Annotated in this window: 23 protein-coding genes; 14 read left to right on the forward strand and 9 right to left on the reverse strand. The window is 60.9% G+C overall.

Annotation, left to right across the window (positions count from 1 at the left end; all coding sequences use genetic code 11):
- Window positions 1–10: 10 nt before the first annotated feature.
- Window positions 11–2533: a hypothetical protein gene (locus HNQ39_RS03000; RefSeq protein ID WP_184192468.1), complete on the reverse strand. Its 2523-nt coding sequence runs from the start codon at window positions 2531–2533 to the stop codon at window positions 11–13.
- A gap of 64 nt (window positions 2534–2597) precedes the next feature.
- Here HNQ39_RS03000 and HNQ39_RS30485 point away from each other — a divergent pair, with 64 nt between their 5' ends.
- The 9 genes from HNQ39_RS30485 to HNQ39_RS03045 all read left to right on the forward strand — a co-directional run bounded on the left by HNQ39_RS30485 (window position 2598) and on the right by HNQ39_RS03045 (window position 10343).
- Window positions 2598–3827, forward strand: a complete 1230-nt coding sequence (locus HNQ39_RS30485) for a glycosyltransferase family protein (protein ID WP_184192469.1) — start codon at window positions 2598–2600, stop codon at window positions 3825–3827.
- Window positions 3824–5005 carry a glycosyltransferase family 39 protein gene (locus HNQ39_RS03010; RefSeq protein ID WP_184192470.1) on the forward strand — a complete coding sequence of 394 codons (1182 nt, stop codon included), beginning with the start codon at window positions 3824–3826 and terminating at the stop codon, window positions 5003–5005. Before HNQ39_RS30485 ends, HNQ39_RS03010 begins: the two co-directional genes overlap by 4 nt.
- A gap of 58 nt (window positions 5006–5063) precedes the next feature.
- The gene (locus HNQ39_RS03015) at window positions 5064–5948 is read left to right on the forward strand and encodes a DUF1559 family PulG-like putative transporter (protein ID WP_184192471.1); all 885 of its coding nucleotides are present in this window, start codon (window positions 5064–5066) and stop codon (window positions 5946–5948) included.
- Between the two features lies 1 nt (window position 5949).
- The gene (locus HNQ39_RS03020; RefSeq protein WP_184192472.1) at window positions 5950–6150 is read left to right on the forward strand and encodes a hypothetical protein; all 201 of its coding nucleotides are present in this window, start codon (window positions 5950–5952) and stop codon (window positions 6148–6150) included.
- A 126-nt stretch (window positions 6151–6276) separates the two neighbouring features.
- On the forward strand, window positions 6277–7059 hold the full coding sequence (locus HNQ39_RS03025; RefSeq protein WP_184192473.1) for a prepilin-type N-terminal cleavage/methylation domain-containing protein: 783 nt from the start codon (window positions 6277–6279) through the stop codon (window positions 7057–7059).
- A gap of 3 nt (window positions 7060–7062) precedes the next feature.
- On the forward strand, window positions 7063–7257 hold the full coding sequence (locus HNQ39_RS03030; protein WP_184192474.1) for a hypothetical protein: 195 nt from the start codon (window positions 7063–7065) through the stop codon (window positions 7255–7257).
- Window positions 7258–7344: 87 nt separating this feature from the next.
- Complete coding sequence (locus HNQ39_RS03035; protein ID WP_184192475.1) at window positions 7345–7776, forward strand: hypothetical protein; 432 nt, start codon at window positions 7345–7347, stop codon at window positions 7774–7776.
- Window positions 7776–8903 (forward strand): M20/M25/M40 family metallo-hydrolase, encoded by a 1128-nt coding sequence (locus tag HNQ39_RS03040; RefSeq protein WP_184192476.1) that lies wholly within the window; start codon window positions 7776–7778, stop codon window positions 8901–8903. The genes HNQ39_RS03035 and HNQ39_RS03040 overlap by 1 nt, the downstream gene beginning before the upstream one ends.
- A gap of 3 nt (window positions 8904–8906) precedes the next feature.
- Window positions 8907–10343 (forward strand): rhamnulokinase, encoded by a 1437-nt coding sequence (locus HNQ39_RS03045; protein WP_184192477.1) that lies wholly within the window; start codon window positions 8907–8909, stop codon window positions 10341–10343.
- Window positions 10344–10356: 13 nt separating this feature from the next.
- Here HNQ39_RS03045 and HNQ39_RS03050 read toward each other — a convergent pair whose 3' ends face one another.
- From HNQ39_RS03050 to HNQ39_RS03060, 3 genes are all read right to left on the reverse strand, one after another.
- Entirely contained in the window at window positions 10357–10554 is a 198-nt protein-coding gene (locus HNQ39_RS03050) for a hypothetical protein (RefSeq protein WP_184192478.1), read from the reverse strand.
- Between the two features lie 12 nt (window positions 10555–10566).
- Complete coding sequence (gene dprA / locus HNQ39_RS03055) at window positions 10567–11676, reverse strand: DNA-processing protein DprA (protein ID WP_184192479.1); 1110 nt, start codon at window positions 11674–11676, stop codon at window positions 10567–10569.
- Between the two features lie 68 nt (window positions 11677–11744).
- The gene (locus tag HNQ39_RS03060; protein WP_184192480.1) at window positions 11745–13463 is read right to left on the reverse strand and encodes a PQQ-binding-like beta-propeller repeat protein; all 1719 of its coding nucleotides are present in this window, start codon (window positions 13461–13463) and stop codon (window positions 11745–11747) included.
- Between the two features lie 92 nt (window positions 13464–13555).
- Between HNQ39_RS03060 and HNQ39_RS03065 the strand changes: the two genes are divergently transcribed.
- From HNQ39_RS03065 to HNQ39_RS03085, 5 genes are read left to right on the forward strand one after another with little or no spacing between them, the layout of a single operon-like run.
- Window positions 13556–14614 (forward strand): glycosyltransferase family 4 protein, encoded by a 1059-nt coding sequence (locus tag HNQ39_RS03065; protein WP_184192481.1) that lies wholly within the window; start codon window positions 13556–13558, stop codon window positions 14612–14614.
- Window positions 14611–16095: an ATP-binding cassette domain-containing protein gene (locus HNQ39_RS03070; RefSeq protein ID WP_184192482.1), complete on the forward strand. Its 1485-nt coding sequence runs from the start codon at window positions 14611–14613 to the stop codon at window positions 16093–16095. The genes HNQ39_RS03065 and HNQ39_RS03070 overlap by 4 nt, the downstream gene beginning before the upstream one ends.
- Before the next feature lie 38 nt (window positions 16096–16133).
- The gene (locus tag HNQ39_RS03075; RefSeq protein WP_184192483.1) at window positions 16134–18824 is read left to right on the forward strand and encodes an ATP-binding protein; all 2691 of its coding nucleotides are present in this window, start codon (window positions 16134–16136) and stop codon (window positions 18822–18824) included.
- A 28-nt stretch (window positions 18825–18852) separates the two neighbouring features.
- Window positions 18853–19380 carry a response regulator gene (locus HNQ39_RS03080; RefSeq protein WP_184192484.1) on the forward strand — a complete coding sequence of 176 codons (528 nt, stop codon included), beginning with the start codon at window positions 18853–18855 and terminating at the stop codon, window positions 19378–19380.
- Window positions 19381–19403: 23 nt separating this feature from the next.
- Entirely contained in the window at window positions 19404–20396 is a 993-nt protein-coding gene (locus HNQ39_RS03085) for an ABC transporter permease (RefSeq protein ID WP_184192485.1), read from the forward strand.
- A 160-nt stretch (window positions 20397–20556) separates the two neighbouring features.
- On the opposite strand, the gene HNQ39_RS03090 is transcribed toward HNQ39_RS03085, so the two are convergent.
- The 5 genes from HNQ39_RS03090 to HNQ39_RS03110 all read right to left on the reverse strand — a co-directional run bounded on the left by HNQ39_RS03090 (window position 20557) and on the right by HNQ39_RS03110 (window position 24074).
- Complete coding sequence (locus HNQ39_RS03090) at window positions 20557–21357, reverse strand: ABC transporter ATP-binding protein (RefSeq protein ID WP_184192486.1); 801 nt, start codon at window positions 21355–21357, stop codon at window positions 20557–20559.
- Entirely contained in the window at window positions 21354–22112 is a 759-nt protein-coding gene (locus HNQ39_RS03095; RefSeq protein WP_184192487.1) for an ABC transporter permease, read from the reverse strand. The genes HNQ39_RS03090 and HNQ39_RS03095 overlap by 4 nt, the downstream gene beginning before the upstream one ends.
- On the reverse strand, window positions 22113–22862 hold the full coding sequence (locus HNQ39_RS03100; RefSeq protein ID WP_184192488.1) for a prepilin-type N-terminal cleavage/methylation domain-containing protein: 750 nt from the start codon (window positions 22860–22862) through the stop codon (window positions 22113–22115). It lies immediately after the preceding gene.
- A gap of 68 nt (window positions 22863–22930) precedes the next feature.
- Entirely contained in the window at window positions 22931–23083 is a 153-nt protein-coding gene (locus tag HNQ39_RS03105; protein ID WP_184192489.1) for a YezD family protein, read from the reverse strand.
- A 4-nt stretch (window positions 23084–23087) separates the two neighbouring features.
- A complete protein-coding gene (locus tag HNQ39_RS03110) occupies window positions 23088–24074 on the reverse strand; it encodes an ABC transporter substrate-binding protein (RefSeq protein WP_184192490.1) in 987 nt (328 codons plus the stop codon).
- Between the last annotated feature and the right edge of the window lie 7 nt (window positions 24075–24081).

The following is a 24081-nucleotide window of genomic DNA, read 5'->3' on the forward strand; positions in this document are numbered from 1 at the left end:
ACCCGGCGTGCTAAAGCGAGAGCTGGATCGCCTTAAAAACCCGTAGCGCCTCGTCGGTGGGGAGGGTGCGCAGGTCCAGCACCGCGCCGTCCCAGGGGAACACGCCCTTCTCTCGCACTTCCCCGTTCAGGAGCTCGGTCCACCAGGCAGTGACACTCTCTCGGGCGCGGCGTGAGCGCATGGTTTCGAGGAGGGGGTCGGGGTAGCTGTTGGCGAAGAGAACCTCCTTGGAGAAGCGCCGCGCCTGCTTGACATCATCGGCTTCGAAGGGAGCCTCCTCGCCTGAGTCACCGAAGCCCGGTACGCGGTAGGTGGGGAAGGGCTCGGGCCTCTCCCAGGTGCCGTACCAGGAGTTGAGGAGCTGTGACTCTTGGCGGCCCTCGATCCACAGGGTCAGGCGGGGGTTGGCACTCTTGAGGGCTGAGAAAACCTCGGTGAGGAGCGCCTTATTGGCCGCGAAGCGCAGGGCGTTCCAGCGTGTGAAGGGGTCAGGAGGGGACGCGGGGGCAGGGGCGTCAGGACTAGGGCGACGGACCATCATTCCCATCGACATCGGGCGTCGTAGCTCGCCGCTCTCGCCGCGACCGGTGAGGTCGATGGGATCGTAGCCCTCGGAGCGCAGGAATGCCAGCCGCCGCTCGGGGGTGTAGCCGTACTCTTGCGCTGTAGTGCCACCAAAGCGATTCGCACGGGGGCTGATATAGCCGGGAGCAACGGTCTCGGCGAGCGCGAGGCCCGCCAGGCCGGGGAGGGATGCCAGGGTGCGCAGCAGAGGGAGCAGGGCGCGCCGGGTCTCAGGGGAGTCGGGGACACGGTAGAGGGCGGGCTTGTCGAACCAGTCCTGATCGGCGGGGGCACTGGAGGGGAGCTGGGAGAGCACCACCTGGGCGACAATGGGAATCCCGCGTTTCTTACCCTCCGCGAGCGCGGCCTTGAGCGGCTCCAGCCGAGCGCCGTCAGTGCTGATCCAGAGCTGGGCGAGCTTGGCCGCCGCCGCAGCCTCGACCACGCGCTGCGCCTCTGCGGGACTGGCTGGGGCAAAGACCGCGATCTGGGTGCTGAGCTTGGGGCGTGGCGGCGCAGGCGGGATCGTGTTTGGCTCGGCGGCCTGACGAGCCTGACGGAGGGCGTTATCAAGCTGAAAGCCACTGAAGTCGTCGTTGTAGACCCCGAAGCCAGGCACCTCGAACGTGAGCAAGAGCTGCCGGGAGGCGATCTTGATCCGGCTGCTGTCTAGCGGGGGATTGACAATCCCATTGATGCTAGAGCGACTCTGACCTGCTGCTTGCTCTTGGACTGTGCTCTGTATATTCTCTTTCAGTTGCTGCGCGATTGTCGGAGAGAGACCGGAGAGGGGGACGACCGCATAGCCCCAGGTTTCTTTTTTCTGGGTCTCTTCGAGCTGCTTGAGGATACTGCTGTCGAGGCCATAGCTGTTGTCGTAGGGGATAGGGGAGGTTGGTTGGGCGGCTTTCAGGCGCTCGATCATCGCCTGACGCTGTGCCTCTTTGGGTTTTTCGGCCTCCTGTGCTGCCTTCTGCTGGCGTGCGATCCGAGGAGCCAGCCCCTCGATATCGTCGGTGAGGACCCACGCGCGGCTTTTTCCGGGCACATCGATGAGGCGGAAGGCTCCCGTCACACTCAGCGCCAGCAGCTCCAGCACCTCTCCGACTGCGGCACTCTGGCCAGGGGCTTGCTTGCTCCAGACCGGCTGCTCCCCTATCCGCTTGTCCGCGAGGAGCTCCAGACCCGTTGCTTGTGAGGCACGCAGGAGGAGCTCGCCCACGGTCGTGGCACCTTCGAGCGGGATGCGCCGGGTGAGGCTGGGGTTTTTGTAGTCGAGCTGCGAGGGCTTGAGCTGGTTGGGAACCCCGCCACTGTCTCGTCCATTGGCGTTCCTCGGATTCGGGAAGCCACGTGTGAGCTGTGGCCGGGTGTCGCCGCTGATGCCCCTCCCACCGAAGGTCCCTCCCCCGCCCTGGTTGAGCTTTTCGTCCTGGTAGACATAGCTAAAGGAGATCCCACGTTTGAGCTGGAGGCTACCCTGCGCGATAGCCTCGGCTGGAACCGGAGCGGCCTGCGGGTTGCGGGTTGTCGCAAGGATGGGCGGGAGGAGCGCTCGGACAAAGCCTTGCTGTGTGGTGCTCAGGTCGCGTGCACGGAGCCCCGACTGCCCACAGAGGAGCTGCCACTGGCGCGGATCGAGCGAGGCCGCGAGGGCAAGCAGGGCATCTTGCGGCGAGAGCTGCTGTGTCTGTGGGGGATTCAGGGGCCAGTAGAACTCAGGGACGAGAGCGCTCAGCCCGGTGGTGTGGACAAGGCGGCGCTTGAGCTTTGTGGCGAGCTCCAAAACATTGACTTCGGTGGCTCCTGGGGAAGCAAAGAGGCTTGGCCCCATCCGCGAGCCGGGGCCGGTTTGAATGATGCGCTCCGGCCCGACAATCAGCAGGGGGCCGCGCTCGGTGGGAGTCCAGGCGATGCGCTCAAGCAGTGCCTGGGTGGCGGGACGAAGAGTCGGTGGTTGGCGAAACATAGGTAAAACCCTCCTCAGGGCATAGGATACCAAAAAAGCGCTTCGCCATGCGCTAAAATGGCCTGTGAGAGTTCTCTTTGTCTACCCCAGCCAGCCCGACGATGCCACCAACCGGTACCGCTGTGTTCATCTCTGTGAGGCGCTGAGCGCGGCGGGGCACACGGCGGAGCATGTCTCGGCGGGGCAGGATGGGGTGACAGTCGCCCACGATATTGTGGTGCTCCACCGCCTGCCCTGGGGCGGCCCCGGAAGCGCGTTTGCGGCTGCGGCTAGAAAGATCGGCGCGACCGTGGTCTATAGCGCCGATGACCTGATCTTCGATCTGGAGCACGCCCGCCACACCGGCATTCTCTTTCCCGACGATCCCCTGCGCTACCGGCACAGCAAGCGCGAGGCCGAGGCGAACCTGGCGACCCTGCAAAACACCGACCACGCCCTCTTCAGCACCGAGTTCCTCGCCACGCTAGCTCCTCAGGCTCCCCCACCTGTGGGGGCGGGGGGGGCTACGGGAGGGGCGGTTGTGCGCAACTTTCTCGGCACGGAGCTCCTGGCGCTCTCGCACGCCGCACGCCTGCGCCGCGAGGCGTTTGTCCGTGTCCGTCAAGACGACCGCGTAACCCTGGGCTACCTCTCCGGCTCCCCCACCCACGATGCCGATCTGGCCGATATCGCCGAGCCGCTGGCGGTGGCGCTGGAGCGATTTGCCAACGCCAGATTGCTTGTCGTCGGAACCGTGGCGCTGCCGGGGCCGCTGCGGCGCTTTGAGGAGAGTGGGCGCGTCCGGCGGCATCCGTACGTCCCGTGGCGCGAGCTGCCGGGGCTGATCGCGCAGGTGGACATAAATCTTGCGCCGCTGGACCTGACACGCCCCTTCAACCACGCCAAGAGTGAGATTAAGTTCCTTGAGGCCGCCGCGGTCGGGGTGCCGACCCTCGCCGCACGCTCCGCTGCACTTCTGGAGACCGAGGGTGCGCTCCTCTGTGGCACCGACTCCGAGTGGGGCGAGGCGCTGGCAAGCTGGCTGAGCGCGCCCGAGACACGCCACGCCGCCGCTGAGGCTGCGATAGCGGCTCTCGAGAGGCACCAAGCGGGGATCGATGTCGCGGGTATCTTTGCCGCCTGGATGCCGGCGAAGGCGGTGACAGCGACGGCGAGTGTCACCCGGCCCCGAAAGTCGAAGCTCGTGGGGAAGATCTTCCAGAGCGAGCAGAAGTTCCTGCGCCGCTGGCACTACCTACGGCGGCACTGGCGGCTCGCCAATGAGCAAGAGCGCCACGGCGGGGGCACGGCGTGAGGCGTGGCGGCGCGTGGCCGACTCTTGCGGCGTTTCTGCTGGGACTGGCGTGGGCGCTGGGGATTCCCGTGGTCCACGGTCTGGGGGAGCCCTTTGGCAACTGGCAGCCCGATGAGGTTAGCCATGTGCTCACCGTGCGCTGGTGGGCCGGGCACCTGAGTCTTCCCCCCTACAACGCCGACTACGCGGTCTCGGTGCACCCGCCGCTCTACCACGCCCTGGGGGCGCTTGTCTGGCGCGTGGGCGGCGCGCTGGCGGTGCGGGTCTTCTCCGCAGTGCTGGGCGCCGCGACTGTCTGGTTCACGTTTCGGGCGGCGCGTGCGCTCTACGGAGCGGGTGTCGCATCGCTGGCCGCCTGGCTCGTGGCGCTGGTGCCGATGCGGGTGTCGCTCTCGGGGGGGATCAGCAACGAGAACCTGGCGGCGCTGGCGGCCACTGCGGTGCTGGCCCTTCTGGCCGAGGAGCTGCGCGGGCGGCGGCGCTTGGGCGGGCTGGTGCTCTGGTGCATGGCGGGAGTGGCGAGCAAGCTCACCTGCCTGGGGCTCCTGCCCGCGGTCGTGCTGGCGCTGGCATGGCGCTTTGGGCCGCAGCGTGCCGCACGAGCCGCCGTGGCACTGGGGCTTGTGACTGCCGCGACCCTCACAGGCTGGTTCTGGGGAAACGCCCAGCGCTGTGGCGATGCGCTCTGCAAGGGGGCGGCAGACCGGCTCTGGGATGGGGTGCAGCCCGGCTTTCCGCACTACCAGGCAACACGCGGGTTCTCGCCGCTCCGCTATCTCTTCTCGATTGCCGCCTTTGGCTGGCGCTCGTTCTGGGGGACCTTCGACGGGCTCCAGAAGCACCTGCCCATGCCGGTTTTTTTGCTTCTCCTGGGGGGACAGCTGACCACGTTCTGGGGAGCGCGGCGGCGCGGGGGGCGGGTGCGGCAGGCATGGCTCTTGGCGGCGAGCGTGCTCTTTCTGACCACGGCGGTCATTTATACGCTGTTTAACTGGCGGCACTACTCGCCACAAGGCCGTTATTTTTACGTAATACTCGCGCCGTTTGGGGCGATAACCGGATATGGCTATCTTGCTCTCTGGCCGCCCGTGTGGCGGACGAGAGCAGCACAAGGGCTTGTCGCGGCGCTGGGGGGACTGAACCTCTGGTGTCTGTGGCACTACCTACCCGCTAGGTAAGCAAAGCCCACCTGAGCGTGTCTCATCACACCACGTTATCAGGAAGGTTCTTAACAGGATGTCTCGCACACGAATGGCTTTTACGCTCATCGAGCTTTTGGTTGTTATTGCGATTATTGCAATCTTGGCCGCGATACTCTTTCCGGTCTTCGCGCAAGCACGGGAGAAGGCCCGCGCCACGAGCTGCCTCTCCAGCACCAAGCAGCTGGGGCTGGCGATGATGCAGTATCTCTCGGACTACGACGGCACCGTACCACCATTTCGGACACTCGATCCCTATGTCTCGGGGGGGCTCTGGTGGGGGACGCCCACGCAGACGGGCTTCTCGACGGGGACCCACTGGACGGTGAATCTCAATCCTTATATGAAGGCACACCAGCTCTACCACTGCCCGTCGGTGGGGGCCTCGCTCCTGGTGCAGAATGCGGGCAAGAGCTACGCTTCTCTCTACGCGGTCTTCTGGGCGGAGTACGGCCTCAACTGGGACTATCTCTACCGCACCTACGACGGCACCCGGTGCTACACGCCCTACTACGCCCTCCCCCATGCCCAGGCGGCCGTGCCCATTAGTGAGGCGGAGATTGGGAGCCCCGCCGCGATGGTGATGCTGGCCGATACCAAGCTGATCGACAACGGCGGAGGGAGCTGGAGCTTCTCCAACATGGTCGGAAGCCCCGCCGCAATCACCGCGCCGGATGCCTGCAACACCTTTGCCAACAACGGCTGGGGGCAGGACACGGGCTGGGACGGTGGGGGCAACAAGACCTCCACGGGGCAGTTTGCGCCTCGGCACACGGGGGGCGGCAATGTGGCGTTTATGGACGGTCACTCCAAGTGGCTGAGTCCGGGCGCGGCGGCGGCGGGGACCAACTGGCGCGTGGGGATCAGCGGCGCTCAGGTGCGGATCACCGATGTCAATACCTACCTCTGGGATCGGAACTAAGATGAGAAAAGAACTCTTTTGGGGTCTGGCACTACTTATGCTGGGGGGGTGTCAAGAGAAAGACCCACTGGCGGAAGCGGCACCGCCACCAAAGCCCAGTGCGGTCGCGGCACCACCTCCTGCGGGGAAAAAAGAATCGGCGCTCCCAGCATCGCTTCAGAACAACCCGGGAACCCAAGTGCCCGTCTCGGCACCGCGCTAGCCGCTGTGCGTTTTTCCTCTGTGAGGAGACTAAAAATAGGGCTTGCCTTTTCGTCAAAGTATAAGGTATCCTAATACACTGGTCGTCAAACAGCCAGATAAATCATCTAATCGTTTGGGGGTTATTATGTTTCATTCTAACCGCCGACAGCGTGGCTTCACGCTGATCGAGCTCCTCGTCGTTATCGCGATCATTGCGATTCTTGCGGCGATCCTCTTCCCAGTGTTTGCTCAAGCTCGCGAGAAGGCTCGTGCTGCCTCCTGCCTTTCTAACATGAAGCAGATCATGACGGGTATCAAGATGTATGTCCAGGACTACGACGAGCAATCGTTCTGGAACTGGTACTACCCGCGTCCTACCGGTGGTTTTAACACCTGGATGGAAGTGATCGATCCCTACGTCAAGAACACGGGTATCTTTATGTGCCCCAGCGCTCCGAAGGACCGCGCTTCCTACACCACCGGATGTGCTGCAGGTGGCCAGGTTACCTCCACCTACATCTATCCAGGCTGGATCCGCTACACCTACTACAACTGGTTTGGCACGGTCATGTTCGCCGGCTTCCCGACCCCGAACACCGCGAACTGCATCAACCCCTGGGATGTCTGTACGGGTACCGAGTTCACCGCTAGCCCCGCCCAGACCGCTTACCTGATGGAAGGCTACCTCGTTGCCTACATGCCCTACCAGGACACCAAGTTCGGTAGCGCCTGTACCACCGGGTTCTTCCTCGACACCGATGCGACTACCAAGAACGGCTGGCGCCACAACGAAGGCGGCAACCTCGCCTACGCGGATAGCCATGTCAAGTACATCAAGTCCCGTACGTTCTTCAAGGACAATACCTCAAGGGCAAACTATGGTGGCGCTCAGTATCCCCAGAGCCCCCACATGCGTGTTGGAGAGTAACTCATGAAAAAACTGCTTATCGCGATGATGGTACTCTGCTCCGCTATGGCCCTGTGCCTCACAGGCTGTAGCTCAGAGAAGGAGCCGGAAGTGAAGACTGTGGCTCCCCCTGCCCAGGCCCCGGGTGGTCAGCCGGTTCAGGCCGTTCCCAACAAGGGACCTGAGCTGCCACCACCGCCCGGTTTCACCGGCAAGTAAGTCAGCTTTCTCAGAAACAAACAGCGGGTTCACAAGACCCGCTGTTTGCTTTGTTTCAGGTATAAATTTAATCAGGGAGAGAAAAACATGCACTCATTATTTGTCGCTTTACTACTAGGGCAGCGGCCCGCGGATCTGAATGTCACCCCCGAACAGATCCGAGTGGGTAACTTGACACGGATCTGCGGGGCGGCCAAGCGCCTCGCGCTGAAAAATGGGGGACGCTTTCAAGTGACTCCGGCCAATGTGGTCGAGAAGCTCTCGCGTTATCTTGGTAATCCGACCGTCTTTACCGCCCCCGGCGATACCCCTGGCACGGTCTCCTACCAGCTCAATGCCGCCATGGTAAACGCGAACCTGACCACCCTGAAAAACCCCGCCAAGACCGTCCTGTTCTATATCGGCAAGAACAACACCCTAGACTTCAAGTTCGGTGGCAAGGCGGCGGTAGGTTGCGCCGATGGCCAGGGGCGCTACGTCACCAAGGCAGAGGCGGCGAGCCTCGTGTGGAAACCCTAATGTCTAGACTACTCGACACTTTTCTGACCCTCGTTCACTTCAACACCCCCTCCCGTCACGAGAAGCCGGTCTCGGAGTGGGCTGCAGCCTACCTGGAGAAACTGGGCTTCACGGTCACCTTCGACGATGCCCATACGCGGCTTCCGGGGGAACTAGGGAGCATTGGCAACCTGATCGCCTTCAAAAAAGGCACGGTAGAGGGCGCTCCGGGGATCTTTTTCTCGTCGCACTTCGATACGGTCGAGCCCACCCCCGGCCTGGAGGTCAAGATCGACGGCGACACGATCTCGGCGGCATCGGACACGATCTTAGGCGCCGACGATAAGTGCGGCATGGCCCCGATCCTGGAGGCGATGACCCGGCTCCACGAGTCTGGCGAGCCCCACGGGGATATCCAGCTCTTGCTGATGATCTGCGAGGAGATCGGTCTTGTGGGAGCGCGCCTGCTCGACCCGAAGCTCATCAAGGCAAAATACGGCTTCGTGCTGGATGCCGGGCCTCCGATCGGCACGATGACAGTCGCGGCACCGGCGCAGAACTCGTTTCGGGTGACGATCACAGGGAAGCAGTCCCACGCGGGCGCGGAGCCGGAGAAGGGTATCAGCGCGATTGTGGCGGCCTCCAATGCGATCAGCAAGATGACCCTAGGGCGGATCGATGCGGAGACAACGGCCAATATCGGCACGATCCACGGAGGCTTGGCGCGCAATATCGTCCCCGGTGAGGTCGTGATTGTCGCGGAGGCACGCTCGCGGGTGCAGGCGAAGCTGGAGGCACAGACCGCCCACATGCGCGAGGTCTTTGAGCGCGAGGCCGCCGCACTGGGCGCGACCGCGCAGGTCGAGGTGATCGGGGAGTACCCCGCCTACCGCCTGGAGCAAGACAGCCCCGTCCTGAAGCTCGCCGCCCGCGCCGCGGAGGCCTGTGGCTTCCCCGTGGGCTACGCCGAGTCGGGCGGCGGCTCCGATGGCAACCACTTCAATGCCTACGGCGTCCCAACCACGGTCTTGGCGACCGGTATGCAAAAAGTGCACACACACGACGAGTTCTGTAGCCTCTCGGAGATGGAGCAAGACACCCAGTGGATTGTCGAGATTGTCCGAGCGGCGGCTGCTGAAGGAGCATAGGCCATGGCACGGATTCTGGCACTGGACTTAGGGGCAGAGAGTGGGCGCGGCGTGGTCGGCGCGCTCACCGATGCGGGGACGCTCACGCTCGAAGAGGTGCACCGCTTCCCCACAGGGGGCGTGAAGCTCGGGGCGCACCTGCACTGGGACCTCCCGTTTTTCATGCGAGAGCTACACACCGCAATCGAGAAGGCCGAGCTCGGGGGGGCGCTCTCCAGCCTCGGGGTGGATACCTGGGGCGTGGATTTTGGCCTGCTCGGGCCGCGGGGCGAGCTTGTCGGGCTTCCCGTGCACTACCGCGACCCGCGGACCGTGGGGATGGTGGAGAAGGTCTACGAAAAGGTCCCGAAGGCCGCTATCTTCGCCCGTGTCGGCATCCAGACCATGGCGCTCAACACCCTCTTTCAGGTGGCCGCGCTGGCGGAGCAGTCGCCGGGGCTGGTCGAGGCGAGTGAGAAGCTGCTCTTCATGCCGGACTTGCTCCACTACCTGCTGACGGGCACCGCGCAGGTGGAGTACGCGATCGCCAGCACCAGCCAGATGCTCGATGCGACGACCCGTCACTGGGCCACCGAGACCCTCGCGCCGCTGGGGCTGCCCCTGCACCTGCTGGGCGAGGTGGTCCCCGATGGCACGCAGTACGGGAGCTTTCGGAACATTCCTGTGATCGCTCCGGGCGGCCACGACACGGCCTGTGCGGTTGCGGCGGTCCCTGCGGAGCCAGGCGAGAACTGGGCCTATCTCTCCAGTGGCACCTGGTCGCTGATGGGGCTGGAGATTCCCTCCCCGATCCTCACCCCCGAGGCGGAGGCGGCCAATGTGACCAACGAGGGCGGCGTGCTGGGAACCATCCGGCTCCTGAAGAATATCGGGGGACTCTGGCTGGTGCAGGAGTGCCGCCGCGCCTACGCTCGCCTCGGCAGTGAGCGCAGCTACGACCAGCTGACACGCCTTGCGGGCGATGCCACGCCGCTGGCCGCTCTGGTAGACCCGGACCATCCGAGCCTCTACGCCCCCGACGACATGCCCAAGGCGATCCGTGAGCTCTGCACCGCGACGGGCCAGACACCGCCTGAGGGGATTGGGGCGACCATTCGCTGTTGCTTGGACTCTCTGGGGCTAAAGTACCGGGTGACCCTGGCGATGCTGGAGCGGCTGACCGGACGAAAGATCGACACGCTGCATATCGTGGGGGGAGGCTCGCAGAACCGGCTCCTAAACCAGATCGCGGCGGACGCCACGGGCTGCCGTGTGGTGACGGGACCGGTGGAGGCGACCGCGATTGGAAATATCTTGCTCCAGGCGCGTGCCCAAGGGCTGATCACGGGCCTCGACGAGCTCCGCGCGATCGTGCGCGCGTCGTTTCCGGTCGAGACCTACCAGCCCGATCCTGCGATGACCGCTCGCTTCGCTGAGGCGGCCCAGAGAGCGGGCTGGTAGGCTACGGGGGCTACTACTTGCCGCGCCCGGCGGCCTTGGGAAGTCGGGCGGCGGCAGGGGGCGCCGCCGCGGTCGCGGGCTTGCTGGCCCCGCTATCGTCGGCGGTTGAGGACGGTGCTGCGCCGGGCTTGGGCTGCCCTGAGCTCCGGTACTGCTCGAGAATCTTCGCTGCTGCCGGCGAGAGTGCCGGTTTCTTCTTACTAGTTGCCATTGTCGTTCCCTCCTAGGATCGTGTAAAGTGATTTCCCGGCTGACGTCGAATCAGCCCCTTCATCTCCAGCATAGTCGCTGCGACCAGCGCTTGTGCCGGAGCGAGCCCTGCCGCCTCTGCGGCATCGTCTAGGCCCACCGCGGTGCCCGAGAGCTGTGCCAGAAGTGCCGCCTCGTCGGAGGGGAGCTCCGGTAGAGGTGGCCGCGCCGGCTCTCTCTCTTCGACTTCAAGAGGCAGTGCTAGGTTCACTACCTGCGGGCCGGTAGCAAGCGCCTCAAGAATATCCTCTGGTGCGTCCGCCAGCGCGGCACCGTCTTGGACCAGCTTGTGCCCTCCGCGCGAGCGCCCCGTGTCCACCGGCCCCGGCACTACCCAGACATCACGGCCGTACTCTGCCGCATTGCGTGCGGTGATGAGTGCGCCCGACTGCTCAGGTGATTCTATCACCACCGTGACCTGTGAGAGCGCCGCGATGATCCGGTTGCGTGCGGGAAAGCGCCAGGGCTCGGGGCGGGTGCCGAGCGAGAACTCGCTGACCAGGGCTCCGCCCCGCGCGACAAGCTGCTCAAAGAGCTCGCGGTTCTCAGCGGGATAGACATAGTCCAGGCCGCAGGCGACGACCGCGACCGTGCTCCCTCCCGCCTCCAGAGTGCTTTTATGGGCGGCGGTGTCGATGCCCGCGGCACCTCCCGAGACCACAGCGAAGCCGGCCTCGACGAAGGCGCGTGCAAACCGAGCTGCCTGTGTCTTGCCGTAGGTGGTAGCCCGTCGCGAGCCGACAATGGCCAGGCCTGTGGCCGTGGGGAGGCTTCCGCGCAGAAAGAGAATCGGGGGGGAGTCCTCGAAGTGGTTGAGATCGGCGGGATAGCCGGGGGCGGTGCACAGTAGGGCATGGACTCCCCGCGACTCCGCTTGGTCGAGCAGGCGCGTCGCCACAGGTGCCTTGGTAGCTTGGTCGAGGCGCTCTGCCTGGCGTGGGGTGAGTCCTGTGCGGCAACGGAGTGCCTCTTCGGGGTCGCCTTGGGTGGCATGAAGGAGGGCACGGAGCCGTGGTGGGGGGAGCATCGCTTCTGCGAGGCGATGGCAGGCAAGGAACGTACGGCTGGGAGCGGCGTGTGTCATGGTCAGAAAAGCCAAAGCGGGCGAAAGCTGCTGCCTTCGCCCGCCTGAGAGTGTGAGGAGGGACTAGCCTACCCGCCCGGGCCTCGGCTGCCGCCACCCAGGCCTCCACCACCCTTGCTTCCGCTACCCCCGCCGGGGCCACCAGGGCCACCCAAGCGGTTGTTGTTCGTGGTAGGAGTGACCGGTTTGATGGGCAGGGAGTTATCGACGATAAACGACCAGGTCTGCACCGTCTCATTGCCGCGCCAGTCCTTTGCACGGAGCGTGAACTCATGGCGACCATCCGCGAGCGGGGGATCGACCAAGCGGCCCGTCGACTTCGTGGCATAGAAGATCGTGGATTTCTTGAAGTCGTAGGTGAGGGTGACATCTCGACCGTCCAGCGCCCCAGAGATCGTGTCAGGATTCAGCCCACTGCCTTCGTCGCTGAGCTTTGCAGCGATTCGGAACGGGGGCTTACCATTGACCGCAGCCCCAGACTTGGGATAGAGGTCGTTGATGATCGGTCCGGCGGAGTCCGGTGCATCGGCGCGGAAAGCGGTGAGCGTACCATCGCCGGAGAGCGCAAAGAGCGTCCCCCCGGAGAGAGCCAGGGGAGCGACCACGGCGGTCTCTGTCCCGGGATTGGTGGACTGGCGGTTGGCCGACGGCTGTACCCGGTAGGTCCAGAGCAGGGTCCCCTCGCTCTTATCCAGGGCCATGACCGTCCCACGCTGGCCCGGGACGTAGATCACATCACCGGAGATCACGGGGGCACCGGCGGGGGCGAAGGGAATCTTCACCGCGGTCTTCCACTGCTCGCGGCCATTGTCCTTGATCGCATAGAGCAGACCACCGTCGCCTACGCTGTCTTTACAGCCCACGTAGGCGATCCCGTCGGAGATCGCGGGGGCCGCGAGGATATCGTTGGGGAGGTTGCGGTACCAGCGGATCGAGCCCGAGGCCGGCAGAACCGAGTAGAGCGCAGGGCCGGTTGCCACAAAGATGCTGTTGCCGCTGAAGCTCATGCCATTGGGCAAGAAGGTGTAGGGCAAGCGGGTCTTCCAGCGGAAGTTTCCGGTTGCCTGCTTCAGTCCATGAACCTGGTTGTCCGACGTCTGGAAGAGCATCATGTCGCCTGCCTGGAGGGGGGCAGAGCTCACGCCCTCGCCCGCCGCATAGGCATAGCCCACCGTCTTGCGGTTGCGGGCGTCCATGCGGGTCCAGCGGCGCTCACCGGTCTGGGTGTCCAGAGCGTAGAACATGCCGTCGTTACAGCCGAAGTAGAGGGTGTCGTTGTCCACCACGGGCGCGGACTCGATTCGCCGTCCGAGCTGGAAAGGACCACCAACCTCTTTTCCTGTCTCTGCATCCAGAATGTAGAGCGTCCCACTCGACGAGCCAATGTAGAGCTTGCCCTTTGCGTAGGTCGCCGAGGTGGTGAAGTATGCACCACTGGACATGCCGTTGGGATCATTGGGGTACGACCACTTGCGCTGACCTGTCTTCACATTGAGGGCATAGAGGATCCCTCCCTGCTGAGCGCTAGCGCGGGTACTAAAGTAGACAGTATCCCCGACAATAACCGGCGACGTCAGATTATTGGTCTGAACGCCTCCCGTAAAACGCCAGAGAACCGCCAGCGGCGGCTTGATTGCCTCGGCGGCAATCCCCGAGCGCTGCGTGTCCCCGCGGAGCTGGGGCCAGTCTGCCGCCATCGCCACTCCGACAGTAGCAAGTGCAGCGGTCAGTGCCAGCGCGGCTGCTGCGCCGACGCGGGCGCGTTGAGTGCGATGAGAAATTCGCATGGTTTATCCTTCGACACGGCCTAAGATGTCGCCTGATTATACAGGAAGATTTTTTGTTGAGTCAAGCAACTTCTGTAGGATAGGATACAACAATGCGTCTTCTCCTTCACTGTCCCTTCGTTTTGGCAGAAAATACCGGGATTACACGCTACCTTCGCGGCCTCCTTCAGGCGCTAGCAACCCACGCTCCCGACCTGGAGATCCACTGCCTGATCCCTCCTGGCTGGAAGGGGCTACCCGCGCCGCTTATTCCCGTCCCGCTGACCATCCACTCGGGCGGCGGCGCGGGCCACCCGCTGGGCCGGCTCCTGCGCGAGAGCGCTTTCTTGCGCCGTCTCCACCGAGAAAGCCCCTTTGACCTCTTCCACTCGCCCTTTGGCTACCTACCTTTCTCCGTTCCCACGCCCAGCGCGCTGACCGTCCCCGACCTACGCGCCCTCCGCCTCCCCCGCAGTTTCTCACCCCTCCGCGGGGCGTTCTTGCGGACACTCCTGCCCCGCTCGATCCGTCGCGCCGCCGCTATCTTGCCGATGTCGGAGTTCACGCGCCAGGAGCTCTTGACACTCGTGCCGGGCTCTACAGAAAAAAAAATATTTGTTGCCTATCCCGGAGTCGATGCCTTCTGGCAGGCTCCGGCCACCCCCGACGAGCGTGCGGCCTTTCGGGCGCGGCTCTCGGGCGCGTTTTTCTTGGCTGTGGGGACGCGTGAGCCGCATAAAAACTTAGGGGTGCTCCTTGCCGCTCTAGAGCAGCTCCCAGAGAAAAAGCTGGCGCTGGTGGGCCGGACCTTCGCCAGCGGCCGCCAGCAGGCCCTGACCCCACCGCCCAATGCGGTCTTTCTGGGGCGCTTGACCGACACCGAGCTACGCGCCGCCTACGCCGAGGCGCAGGCCTACTGCTTTCCGTCGCTCTACGAAGGCTTTGGCTACCCACCCTTGGAGGCGCTGGCGCAGGGCTGCCCCGTGGTCGCGGCCGATATCCCGGTCCTGCGTGAGGTTCTGGGAAGCGACGCGACCTTTGCCAGCCCCCACGACCCCGCCGCGCTGGCCGCGGCCCTCACAAGCGCCCGCTACACGCACGCGCCCTCCTACACCTGGGAGGCCCATGTCGCCGTCCTGCGCCGGGCCTACCATGCTATACTGTCCCCGTGATCACGCCCGACATTCAGCTGGATCGAATCACGGTACGCTTTGGCTCTGTCACGGCGCTGGACGATGTCTCGCTGGCCCTGCCGCCGGGGGCGCGTGTCGCGGTGGTGGGGGAGAACGGTGCGGGCAAGTCCACCCTGATGAAGGTGCTCTTTGGCCTGCTCCCCCCCGACTCCGGCCAGCTACGCCTAGGCACGGTCCCCACCCGGTTTTCGTCCCCACGCGAGGCGATCGCCGCCGGGATTGGGATGGTGCAGCAGCACTTCGACCTGATCCCCTCCTTCACGGTCGCAGAGAATATCGTCTTGGGGGGCGAGCCACGCGCGGGGCTGCGCCTCGACCGTAACCGCGCGGAGGCCGAGGTCGCCTGGCTCTCCCGGGAGAGTGGCCTGCTGGTCTCCCCGACCCTGCGGGTGGAGGAGCTCTCCGTGGCGGCGCAGCAGCGGGTGGAGATCCTCAAGGCGCTCTACCGCAAGGCGCGTGTTCTTATTTTAGACGAGCCCACCGCGACCCTCGCCCCGCCCGAGGCACGGGAGCTCTGGGCCGCCACCCGCCGCCTCTCGGAGTCCGGGGTGACCGTGGTCTTTATCACCCACAAGCTCGATGAGGTCATGGCCAACGCGGACTCGGTGACCGTCCTGCGGCGCGGCAAGCACATCCTGACCACCAAGACCGCGGAGACGACCCCCCAGGAGCTGGCCGCGGCGATGGTGGGAACCCATCCCCCCAACCCCCTTCCCTCGCCCAAGGAAGGGGGGGCTCGCGTGGGCGAGGGCCTCACTCTGCAGAACCTGACCGTCCGCAACGACCGGGGGGCGGTGGCGCTCCGTGGGGTCTCGCTGACAGTCGCGCCGGGGGAGATCGTGGGGATCGCGGGGGTGGATGGCTCCGGGCAGACCGAGCTGATCGAGGCGGTGGTGGGGCTACGCGTGCCCGAGAGTGGGACGATCCAGGCTCCTGCTGCCGTCGGCTTTATCCCCGAGGACCGGCACCGCCACGCGGTGGCGCAGAGCTTCACGCTGGCCGAGAACGCCGTGCTGGGGCGGCACCGGGAGGCGGCGTTTGTCGGGGCGGGAGGGATCGTCAAGCAGGGCGCTGTCCGTGCGTTTCTGGCCGAGCGCGCGAGCGCCTTCGATGTGCGTGGCGGCGACCAGCCCAAGGCCGCGATGCGCTCGCTCTCGGGCGGGAACCAGCAGAAGCTTGTCTTGGCGCGGGAGCTCTCCAAGAGTCCTAAATTGATTGTCGCCTCCCAGCCCACCCGCGGTCTGGACTTCGCCGCCACGGCCTTCGTCCACGAGCGCCTCCGCGAGGCCGCCCAGAGCGGTGCTGCCGTGCTAGTGCAGTCGCTCGATCTCGCCGAGGTCCTCGCCCTCTCTGACCGCGTCGCCGTGCTTTTTGAAGGCAAACTTGTCGGCATTGTGGAGCGTGCGGAAGCCACTGAGGAGCGAATCGGGGCGCTGATGACAGGAATATGGTACATTTGAGATGTATGTCGTCATAAATTATGATAATGGAGCTGAAAATGAAGATTGGTTTGCAAACAATAATAATGGGGAATGAAATATATGATATTGAAAACCTGTTTCGATCGGTAAGTGATTTAGGTTTCAGTGGTGTTGAGATCGCTCAGGATTTGGATAGAATTTATTTTAAAAATGGCAGAAAAGCAAGTTTAAAAGATATTTTTTTGATGTCTGATGATTATGGGGTTAGTATAGCAGGTATTTGTTCAGGGGATTTGCTTGATAGATTAGATAAATGCATTGAGTGTGGTAGGTTTCCTGATTATATGTACATTGATAGGGTGTTTTCTGGTAGTGATGGTGACATAGGCAAATTGTTCTCTGTTTTCGAGGAAAGATCAAGTTTTATTGCATTGCACCAGCATGTCTATAAGAACTGTGACCGGTTTTCAGTTATCGTTGATCAGTTTAAAAAATATCCAAAATTGAAGTGGATACCTGATACTGCTCATTTATTTATTGCGGGTGATGATCCTATCGAATCAATACAATTACACTACGATAAAATCGTAAGTATACATTTGAAGGATTGGACGCAAGCATATGGACGTTCATTTCATCGATATGCTAAAGGATTTACATGTTTAGGGGATGGGGATTGTCCTGTGAAAGAGGTATTGGATTTAGTTATCTCTAATAAATATAAAGAATGGATTATAATAGAACAAGATTATGTTAATTTTGGGACTGTGACGGAATGTATTTCAAAATCAATGTTTTGGTTGTCTGATCAAATGCATGAAAAAAGATCTGATATTTTAGAAAAAGAAAAAATATGTGCTTTGAATGACCTTTTTGAGGATGTGAATGATATTCATAGTCGGAATACTGCTTCTAAAAAAGAATTTGAGTTGATAAATTTGATTTATAGTAACGTTAGGATGCCTTTGTCGGATTTCTATAGTCTAATTGCTAAAGCAATATGTACACTTTTTAAGTCTGAAGTTGTCGCACTATGGTCATGTCACCCGAATCGAAACGATCTGTGTTTACTCGCTAGTTACGCAAAAAGAAGACATATTGATGGAATCATTGATGGTTTACCTAAGGTTCTGAGCAAAGTTAAATATTTAGACACTATTGGTTATACGATAGATTCTATGAAATTATGGAATAGTATTGTAGGATCTAGTGAGTATAGTCTTCATCCATGGGAAGATATTCTTCGTGACGGTAACTCGGATAATGTATATTATATACCAGTACATAATTTATATAATATGAATCAAATGAGATTGGTTATAGCTGTTTATTCAAATGTGAAAATAGATGATCAACTTGTTAAGACCGAGAAAAATTCATTTTTATACCATGTGACAAATGCCATAGATTTGTGTTTGGAATGCCAATGTTCGTATAGATCCAATTTAGTTAATTCTGAAGCAGATAAGTCTGTTGATATCGACGATTTTATTTTTAGACTGCGGGGAATCTTGATTAAGTCTATTAATTGCATGGGGTCTTCGTTGTTTTTAGTGAATAGAACCGGTGATAGGTTGGAATACTATGGTGATGAAAAGAATATATATTGGAATAGTAAGTTTAAATTTTATGGTCCAAATTTAAAGAATCGTAAACGCGGGTTTACTTTAGATGCTTGGGTTGCCAAACGACCTCTTGTTATTGCACATGCCCAGATACCAGAATTTAATGGTGGTTTTAAACCATATGTTCCAACTTCAACAGAAATAGGTGATGGTATTAATAAGCACATCGATAATGTTTTAATTGTTCCTATTATATCTATATCCCAGGACAGTAAAGTAAATACACCTTCTGTTATCGGAGTAGTTAGATGTAGAAACAAAAAATGTAGAAAATCGGATAATATACAAAAAAAGGAAGATTTTATCTATTGCCCGATTTTTACAGATGATGATGCTGCTATCGTAGATGTGATACTTCATTCTTCAGCACCGAAAATTGAACTTATGATGGCTGATAATGAAAGAAGGAAGTCTGTTGGGAGGATAATACATGAGATAAAACATCCAATAGCTGCTTTAAGTAAAAATATTGATCTCTTGGCTTTTCAAGTGACGAATGGCTTGAATCCTATGGATTATGTCTATTTTAAAGATATCGAAGGATGGTTTGAATATTTCATGTGTGTGTTTAAAAATGCTCATTTTTATGGTGTTAACGAGTTGAGAAGAATTCATAACTTGAACACAGAATACAAAAAATCTCTTATATGGAGAGATGTATTGTCAAGTATATCGATATGGACAAAACCAAGTATTGAAGATAGGGGATTTAATCAGGCAGACTTAAATTGTAACTTGGAAGACTTTTATCAGATTCCTGAAATTTGGATAGACGTAAATTTAATTCGTATAGCGATATTTAATGTTATATCGAATGCCATAAAGTACTCTTATAATGATAAAAATAGGTTTAATATAATTCTGACTGCTTCTGTTGATGAGAACTTTTATAAGATTCATTGTCGTGACAAAGGCCCTGGTATACATGAAGATTACCGGGAGATGATTTTTGAAGAAGGTATTCGTGGGCCTGATGAAGTCAATCAGTATGTGCGTGATGGTCTCGGCCTTGGGCTTTGGGTAGTAAGAAAGATAATGGAAGCTCATGATGGACATGTAGCTGTTACTAATTTGTATCAACCAACTGAACTAACACTCTTTTTTCCGAAGAAACTAAGGTACAATGCTCCATCTAAAAAATGAACCTAGTTCCGGTAAGGTGTAAGTAAACATGTCTATGGTGAAGGTCTTGATTATTGATGATAATCCTAGTACGGTTATGCCTGTAGCAGAAGCGTTAAGGATACTCGATTATCAAGTTCTAGTTTGTAATAGTGTTGATGCAGCGCATCCATTTTTGCGGTCTGGATTCGTTGATATCTTTATCATTGATAAATCGATGCCGGGAGGGGACTTATTCCCTGATAACAGAGACGAAATGAAAACTGGGAGATTGGTTTATGATGAAATAAGAAATGTTTATTGTTTTAGTTGCATTCCTGTTATTATATTAACTAACTATAAAGATGGTTATAATGCTGACTATTCAGAATTGACTGAAAAAGATATATTGGTTCGGATTATCGACAAAGAAGCGAAGATTAACGAGATTGTAAGCCAGATTAAGGTTCTGCTGATTGCATCTAATAAGGTTAGGAATAATATTGATACAATGATTATTAAATTATTTAGTGAAAATATGGAGAATGGTAAGGTGAATTGGCGTTGTGAGGTGCATAGTCATAAGGTGTCTGTGTAGAGCGCTACACGAAAGCACCATCAATGCGTGGCCACATTTTTACAGCAATAGTAAGTGCGCTCTTGCTGGGCGGACTGGCGATCGCGGCGATTGGACAGAGCCCGCTGGCGGCCTACCAGGCGCTCTGGGAGGGCAGTGTGGGAACCCCCGATGCCTGGGGACGGACGCTTGGGCAGGCGACTCCGCTCCTGCTGACAGGAACCGCAGTGGCAGTGGGGCTCGCGGTGGGGCTGTTCAATATCGGGGCTGAGGGACAGATGGCCGTGGGAGGGCTTGTGGGCGCGGTTGTGGGGGCTACGGTGCCCGGAGTGCTGGCGGTGCCGCTAGGGCTGCTGTGCGGGGCGCTGGTGGGCGCTGCGTGGGCCTGGCTCCCGGTGTGGCTGAAGCTCAAGCGCGGGGCGCACGAGGTCATCACGGCGATCCTGCTTAACTATGTCGCCCGCAACGTCACCCGCTGGCTCACGACCGTCCCGCTCAAAGACCCCACGGGCCAAGCGCCCCAGACCGCCGAGGTCCACGCGACCCTGCCACGCCTCGCCGCCGGCCACGATGTTCACGCGGGGCTACTCCTCGGGCTGGTGGCCGTGGCCACGGTCGCGTGGGCACTCTCCCGAACAGTCTGGGGCTATGAGACGCGGCTGGTGGGGCAGAACAAAGACGCGGCACGGGCGGCGGGGGTGAATGTCGAGCGGGTGACCCTGCGGGCCTTCTTGCTCTCGGGAGCGCTGGCCGGGCTCGCCGGCGCGGTGGTGGTGCTGGGAGTCGTGCCCTTCCACCGCTTCCCCGCCGACTTCTACGGGATCGGCTACGGCTTCGATGGCCTCGCGGTCGCGCTACTGGCGGGGAGCCAGGCCTGGGCGGTGCTGCCCGCCGCCCTGCTCTTTGGTGCCCTAGGCGCAGGTGCCGACCAGATGAGCTTCGCCACCGAGACCCCCAAGCAGCTCGCCCAAGTGGTGCAGGCGCTCCTCATCCTCGGGCTCTCTGCACGCTTTGTCTGGAAAAAGCGCCGCAAATAGACCCCCCGGTTTGTGATCGCTCCCGTTGGAGGGGAGCGTCTCGCTGTCCTCGTTCCTCGTACATAAAGGGCGCTTCGCGCCCATGGCCGGAGGCCTTCGTGTCGGAGCCTGCGACGACAGCGAGACGCCCCGGTTCATCGGGGCGATCTCACGGCGCGCTCTAAATCCCCGAGCCCGCCTCTTCTCCTTCGCGCACCCGAGGCGGAGGGAGCGCCCAGCCGGAGTCGTACTCCTCGGCGGCGACACGGGTCACCTCCGCGGAGAGCTGGGCGAGGAGCCGGTCGTGGATGGCACCGAGGGTGAGGTCGCGGCGCAGCTCACGGGGGCGGGGGGCATCGATCAGCACATCGGCGATAATGCGGCCGGGGCGCGATGCCATCAAGATCACCCGGTCCGAGAGTGCGATCGCCTCCTCCAGGCTATGGGTCACAAAGACCACACTGAGCTGGGTGCGCTCCCAGAGGGTGAGGAGCTCGGTCTGGAGCAGCGAGCGGGTCTGGGCATCGAGCGCCCCAAAAGGCTCGTCGAGGAAGAGGGCGTTGGGCTCCAGCACCAGCGCACGGGCGATCGCGGCGCGCTGGCGCATCCCTCCTGAGAGCTCATGGGGATAGGCCTTTGCAAATCGCGCTAGGTGGACGGTCCGTAGCGCCGCCTCAGACTTGGCTTGGCACTCGGCCTTGGGGAGCCCACTTAGCTCCAATCCAAACATGACATTCTGGAGCACAGTCTTCCACGGGTAGAGCGCCGCCTCCTGAAAGACAACCCCCGCCCGCTCAACCCCGACCACCGAGCCACTACTCGGGGTATCGAGCCCGGCGAGGAGCGAGAGGAGGGTGGACTTTCCACAGCCCGACGGCCCCACGAGCGAGACAAACTGGCCCTCGGGGATGCGCAGCTCGATCCCCTCCAGCGCGACCGTGCCGCCGGGGAATGTCCGTGTCAGGGTTCTTGCTTCGATCATGCGCCCTCCACCCCCCAGCGCCGTGCGATCAGGCGCTCCAGCGGCACGAAGACCACAAAGTCCACCGCGACCCCAAGGAGCAAGATAATCCCCACCATTCCCAGCACCATTGGCATGTCGTTCAGATCACGGCCCGTGCTCAGCAGATGCCCGACCCCGATCTTGAGCGACTGGGAGAGCAGCTCCGCGGCCATGAGCGAGCGCCAGGCAAAGGCCCAGCCCTGCCGCATCCCGCTTAGAAAAGCCGGGAGGATCGCGGGTAGCAAGACCCGACTCCAGAGCGTGACCCCGGTCGCCCCGAGCATCTGCGCCGCCTTGAGCCAGAGCGGAGGGAGCCCCCGCACGCCCGAGCGAACGGCGAGCGTGATGGCAAAGAGCGCTCCCATCACCACCACGAAGAGAACGGACTTCTCGGTGAGCCCAAACCAGAGCAGGGCCAAGGGAAACCAGCAGATCGACGGCAGGCTCTGGAGGCCGGTCACCGCCGAGCCCAGGGTGGCATCGGCCAGCTTGGAGCGCGCCAGCAGGAGCCCCAGCGCGGTGCCCAGCACGAGAGAGATGGCATAGCCGAGCCCCGCCCGGCCCAGCGAGGTCAGCAGCGCCGAGACCAGGGAGCCGTCTTTGAGCGCACTAAGCAGAAAGGTTCCCACCTCACCCGGCGAGGGGAGCAGGTACGGCGGCCAGAGGTGGAGCGCCGCAGCACCCCACCAAGCCAGTGCCAGCAGTGCGTAGAAGCCAAGCCGGGCGAGTCGCATCTAAGGGGTGGGGTTCCTTCGCCAGAAGTTATTGGTGTAGGACTTCCAGGTCTGCTCCGGGCGGAGCCACTTTGCGTGACCATCGGCGAAGGCAATATTGCCACCACCCGCGTGCCGCGCCTTGAACCGCGCCTGCTGCGACCCATCGGGGAGGGCGCTGTCATCGAAGGCCCAGGGCTGGGGGTAGAGCCCGCCGCGTGAGGCGATCCCACTGGCACGGGCGGCCTCGGCAATCGCGATAAACTCCGCGGGGCGCTCCAGGCTCGCCAGGCTGGTGGTCTCGTTGAAGCCAAAATCGGGGTTGGCGATATACCAAGCCTGGTTCTTAGCCGCCGGAAGATTGGCCTCGTTGTGGTTGTTGCCGTAGTCCACGGTGTACCAAGCCCCCGCCGCCGGGGTGGGCCAGGCGGGCGCCGACGGGCACTTGAAGATCTGGCGGTTCTTGGAGTAGGGCTCCAGCTTGATCGTGTAGGTGAAGGGTGCACGCCCCACCGCCGTGTCCGGGGTTCCGGCGGGTGCCGTGCGCTCGGTGACATGCGGGTAGAAGGTCTCGTCGTAGTCCTGGAGATACATCATCAAGGCTGTTCCCAGCTGCTTGGTGTTGGAGAGGCAGGAGGTCTGGCGCGCCTTCTCCCGGGCTTGCGCGAAGACAGGGAAGAGAATGGCGGCCAGAATGGCGATAATGGCGATCACGACGAGCAGCTCGATGAGCGTGAAGGCCGTCTGAGGGGTGCTGCGGGCTGTTTTCATAGTTTTTATTTCCTTAGGTAGCTTGGTGGCCTCCCGTGGACGGGTCAGCACGCGAAAAAAGTGAGGGTTCAGCGCAGGCGCTGCTTCTCGGTCTTGTCGATCTGGACAACAACACCATCTTGGATGATGATCTGGACGACCCCGTGGCGGATGCTACGGATCGCCGCCTCGATCTCTGGGAGCGGAAGGGGCGGCTCGGGCTTGGTGGGCTTGCTCTCCATGGGCCTACTCTTTCACCAACCCGGTGAGCGCCTCGCGGCCCTCACGCAGGTAGCCGAGGTCCTTGGACCAGTCGGCGAAGGTCAGGATGCTCTCTTTGAGCGGGTCGGCGGTGATCTCGGTGCGGGAGAGAGCGGTCTTGAGGAGCGGGTCGGGGAGCGCCTTGCCGGTCAGGGCCTTGAGCTTGGCTCCAATCGCCTCACGTGCCGCATCGGGCTGAGCCTGGATCGCCTTGACCGCGTCTTGGTGCGCCGCGAGGAGCTTCTCCACCAGCTCGGGGTGGGCTTTCAGAAACTCCGAGCGCACGATCACCACCGCGGTGGAGAACCGTCCCCCCGGCCAGAGGGACTTCTCATCAAGGACAACCTTTGCGCCCAGCTCACTCTCCAGCCGCGCGACCCAGGGCTCGGGGAGCCAGGCGGCATCGAGCTCTCCTCGCTGAAAGAGGCTAAGCACATCGGCTGGCGCAAACTGCACCACATCCACAGACCCGCCCTTGTCCTTGGCCGCGAGCCCGGCTGTCTGGAGCGCATGGCGGAGCGAGATATCCTGGGTGCCGCCTTTTTGGGGGACCGCCACGCGCTTCCCGGCGAGCTCTTTTAGACTTGTGATGGCGGCATCTTTTCGCACCACTAGCGCCGCCCCGCCCGACGATGCCCCGGCGATGATCTGAAGCGCGGCACCCTTGGACTTGAGATAGCCCGTGACCGCTGGGCCAGGGCCGATGTAGCCCAAGTCCACCTCGCCGGCGAAGAGCGCCTCGATCTCCTCCGGGCCGGCCTTAAAGACCCGCTCCTCGACCCGACCGGCACTGCCCACACGGCTGGCAAAGAGCCCCTTCTGCGATGCATAGAGCGCCGCGGCATGGGTGACATTGGGGAAGAACGCAACCCGAACCTGCGGAGGTCCCACGGTCTTGGGTGCGGAGGGACAGCCGACGAGCAAGGGGAGGCTGGCAAGAAGGAGGCTGGGGAAGAGGGCTCGTCGGTTCATGTTGATT

This window comes from Armatimonas rosea (assembly GCF_014202505.1).
Lineage (GTDB): Bacteria > Armatimonadota > Armatimonadia > Armatimonadales > Armatimonadaceae > Armatimonas > Armatimonas rosea.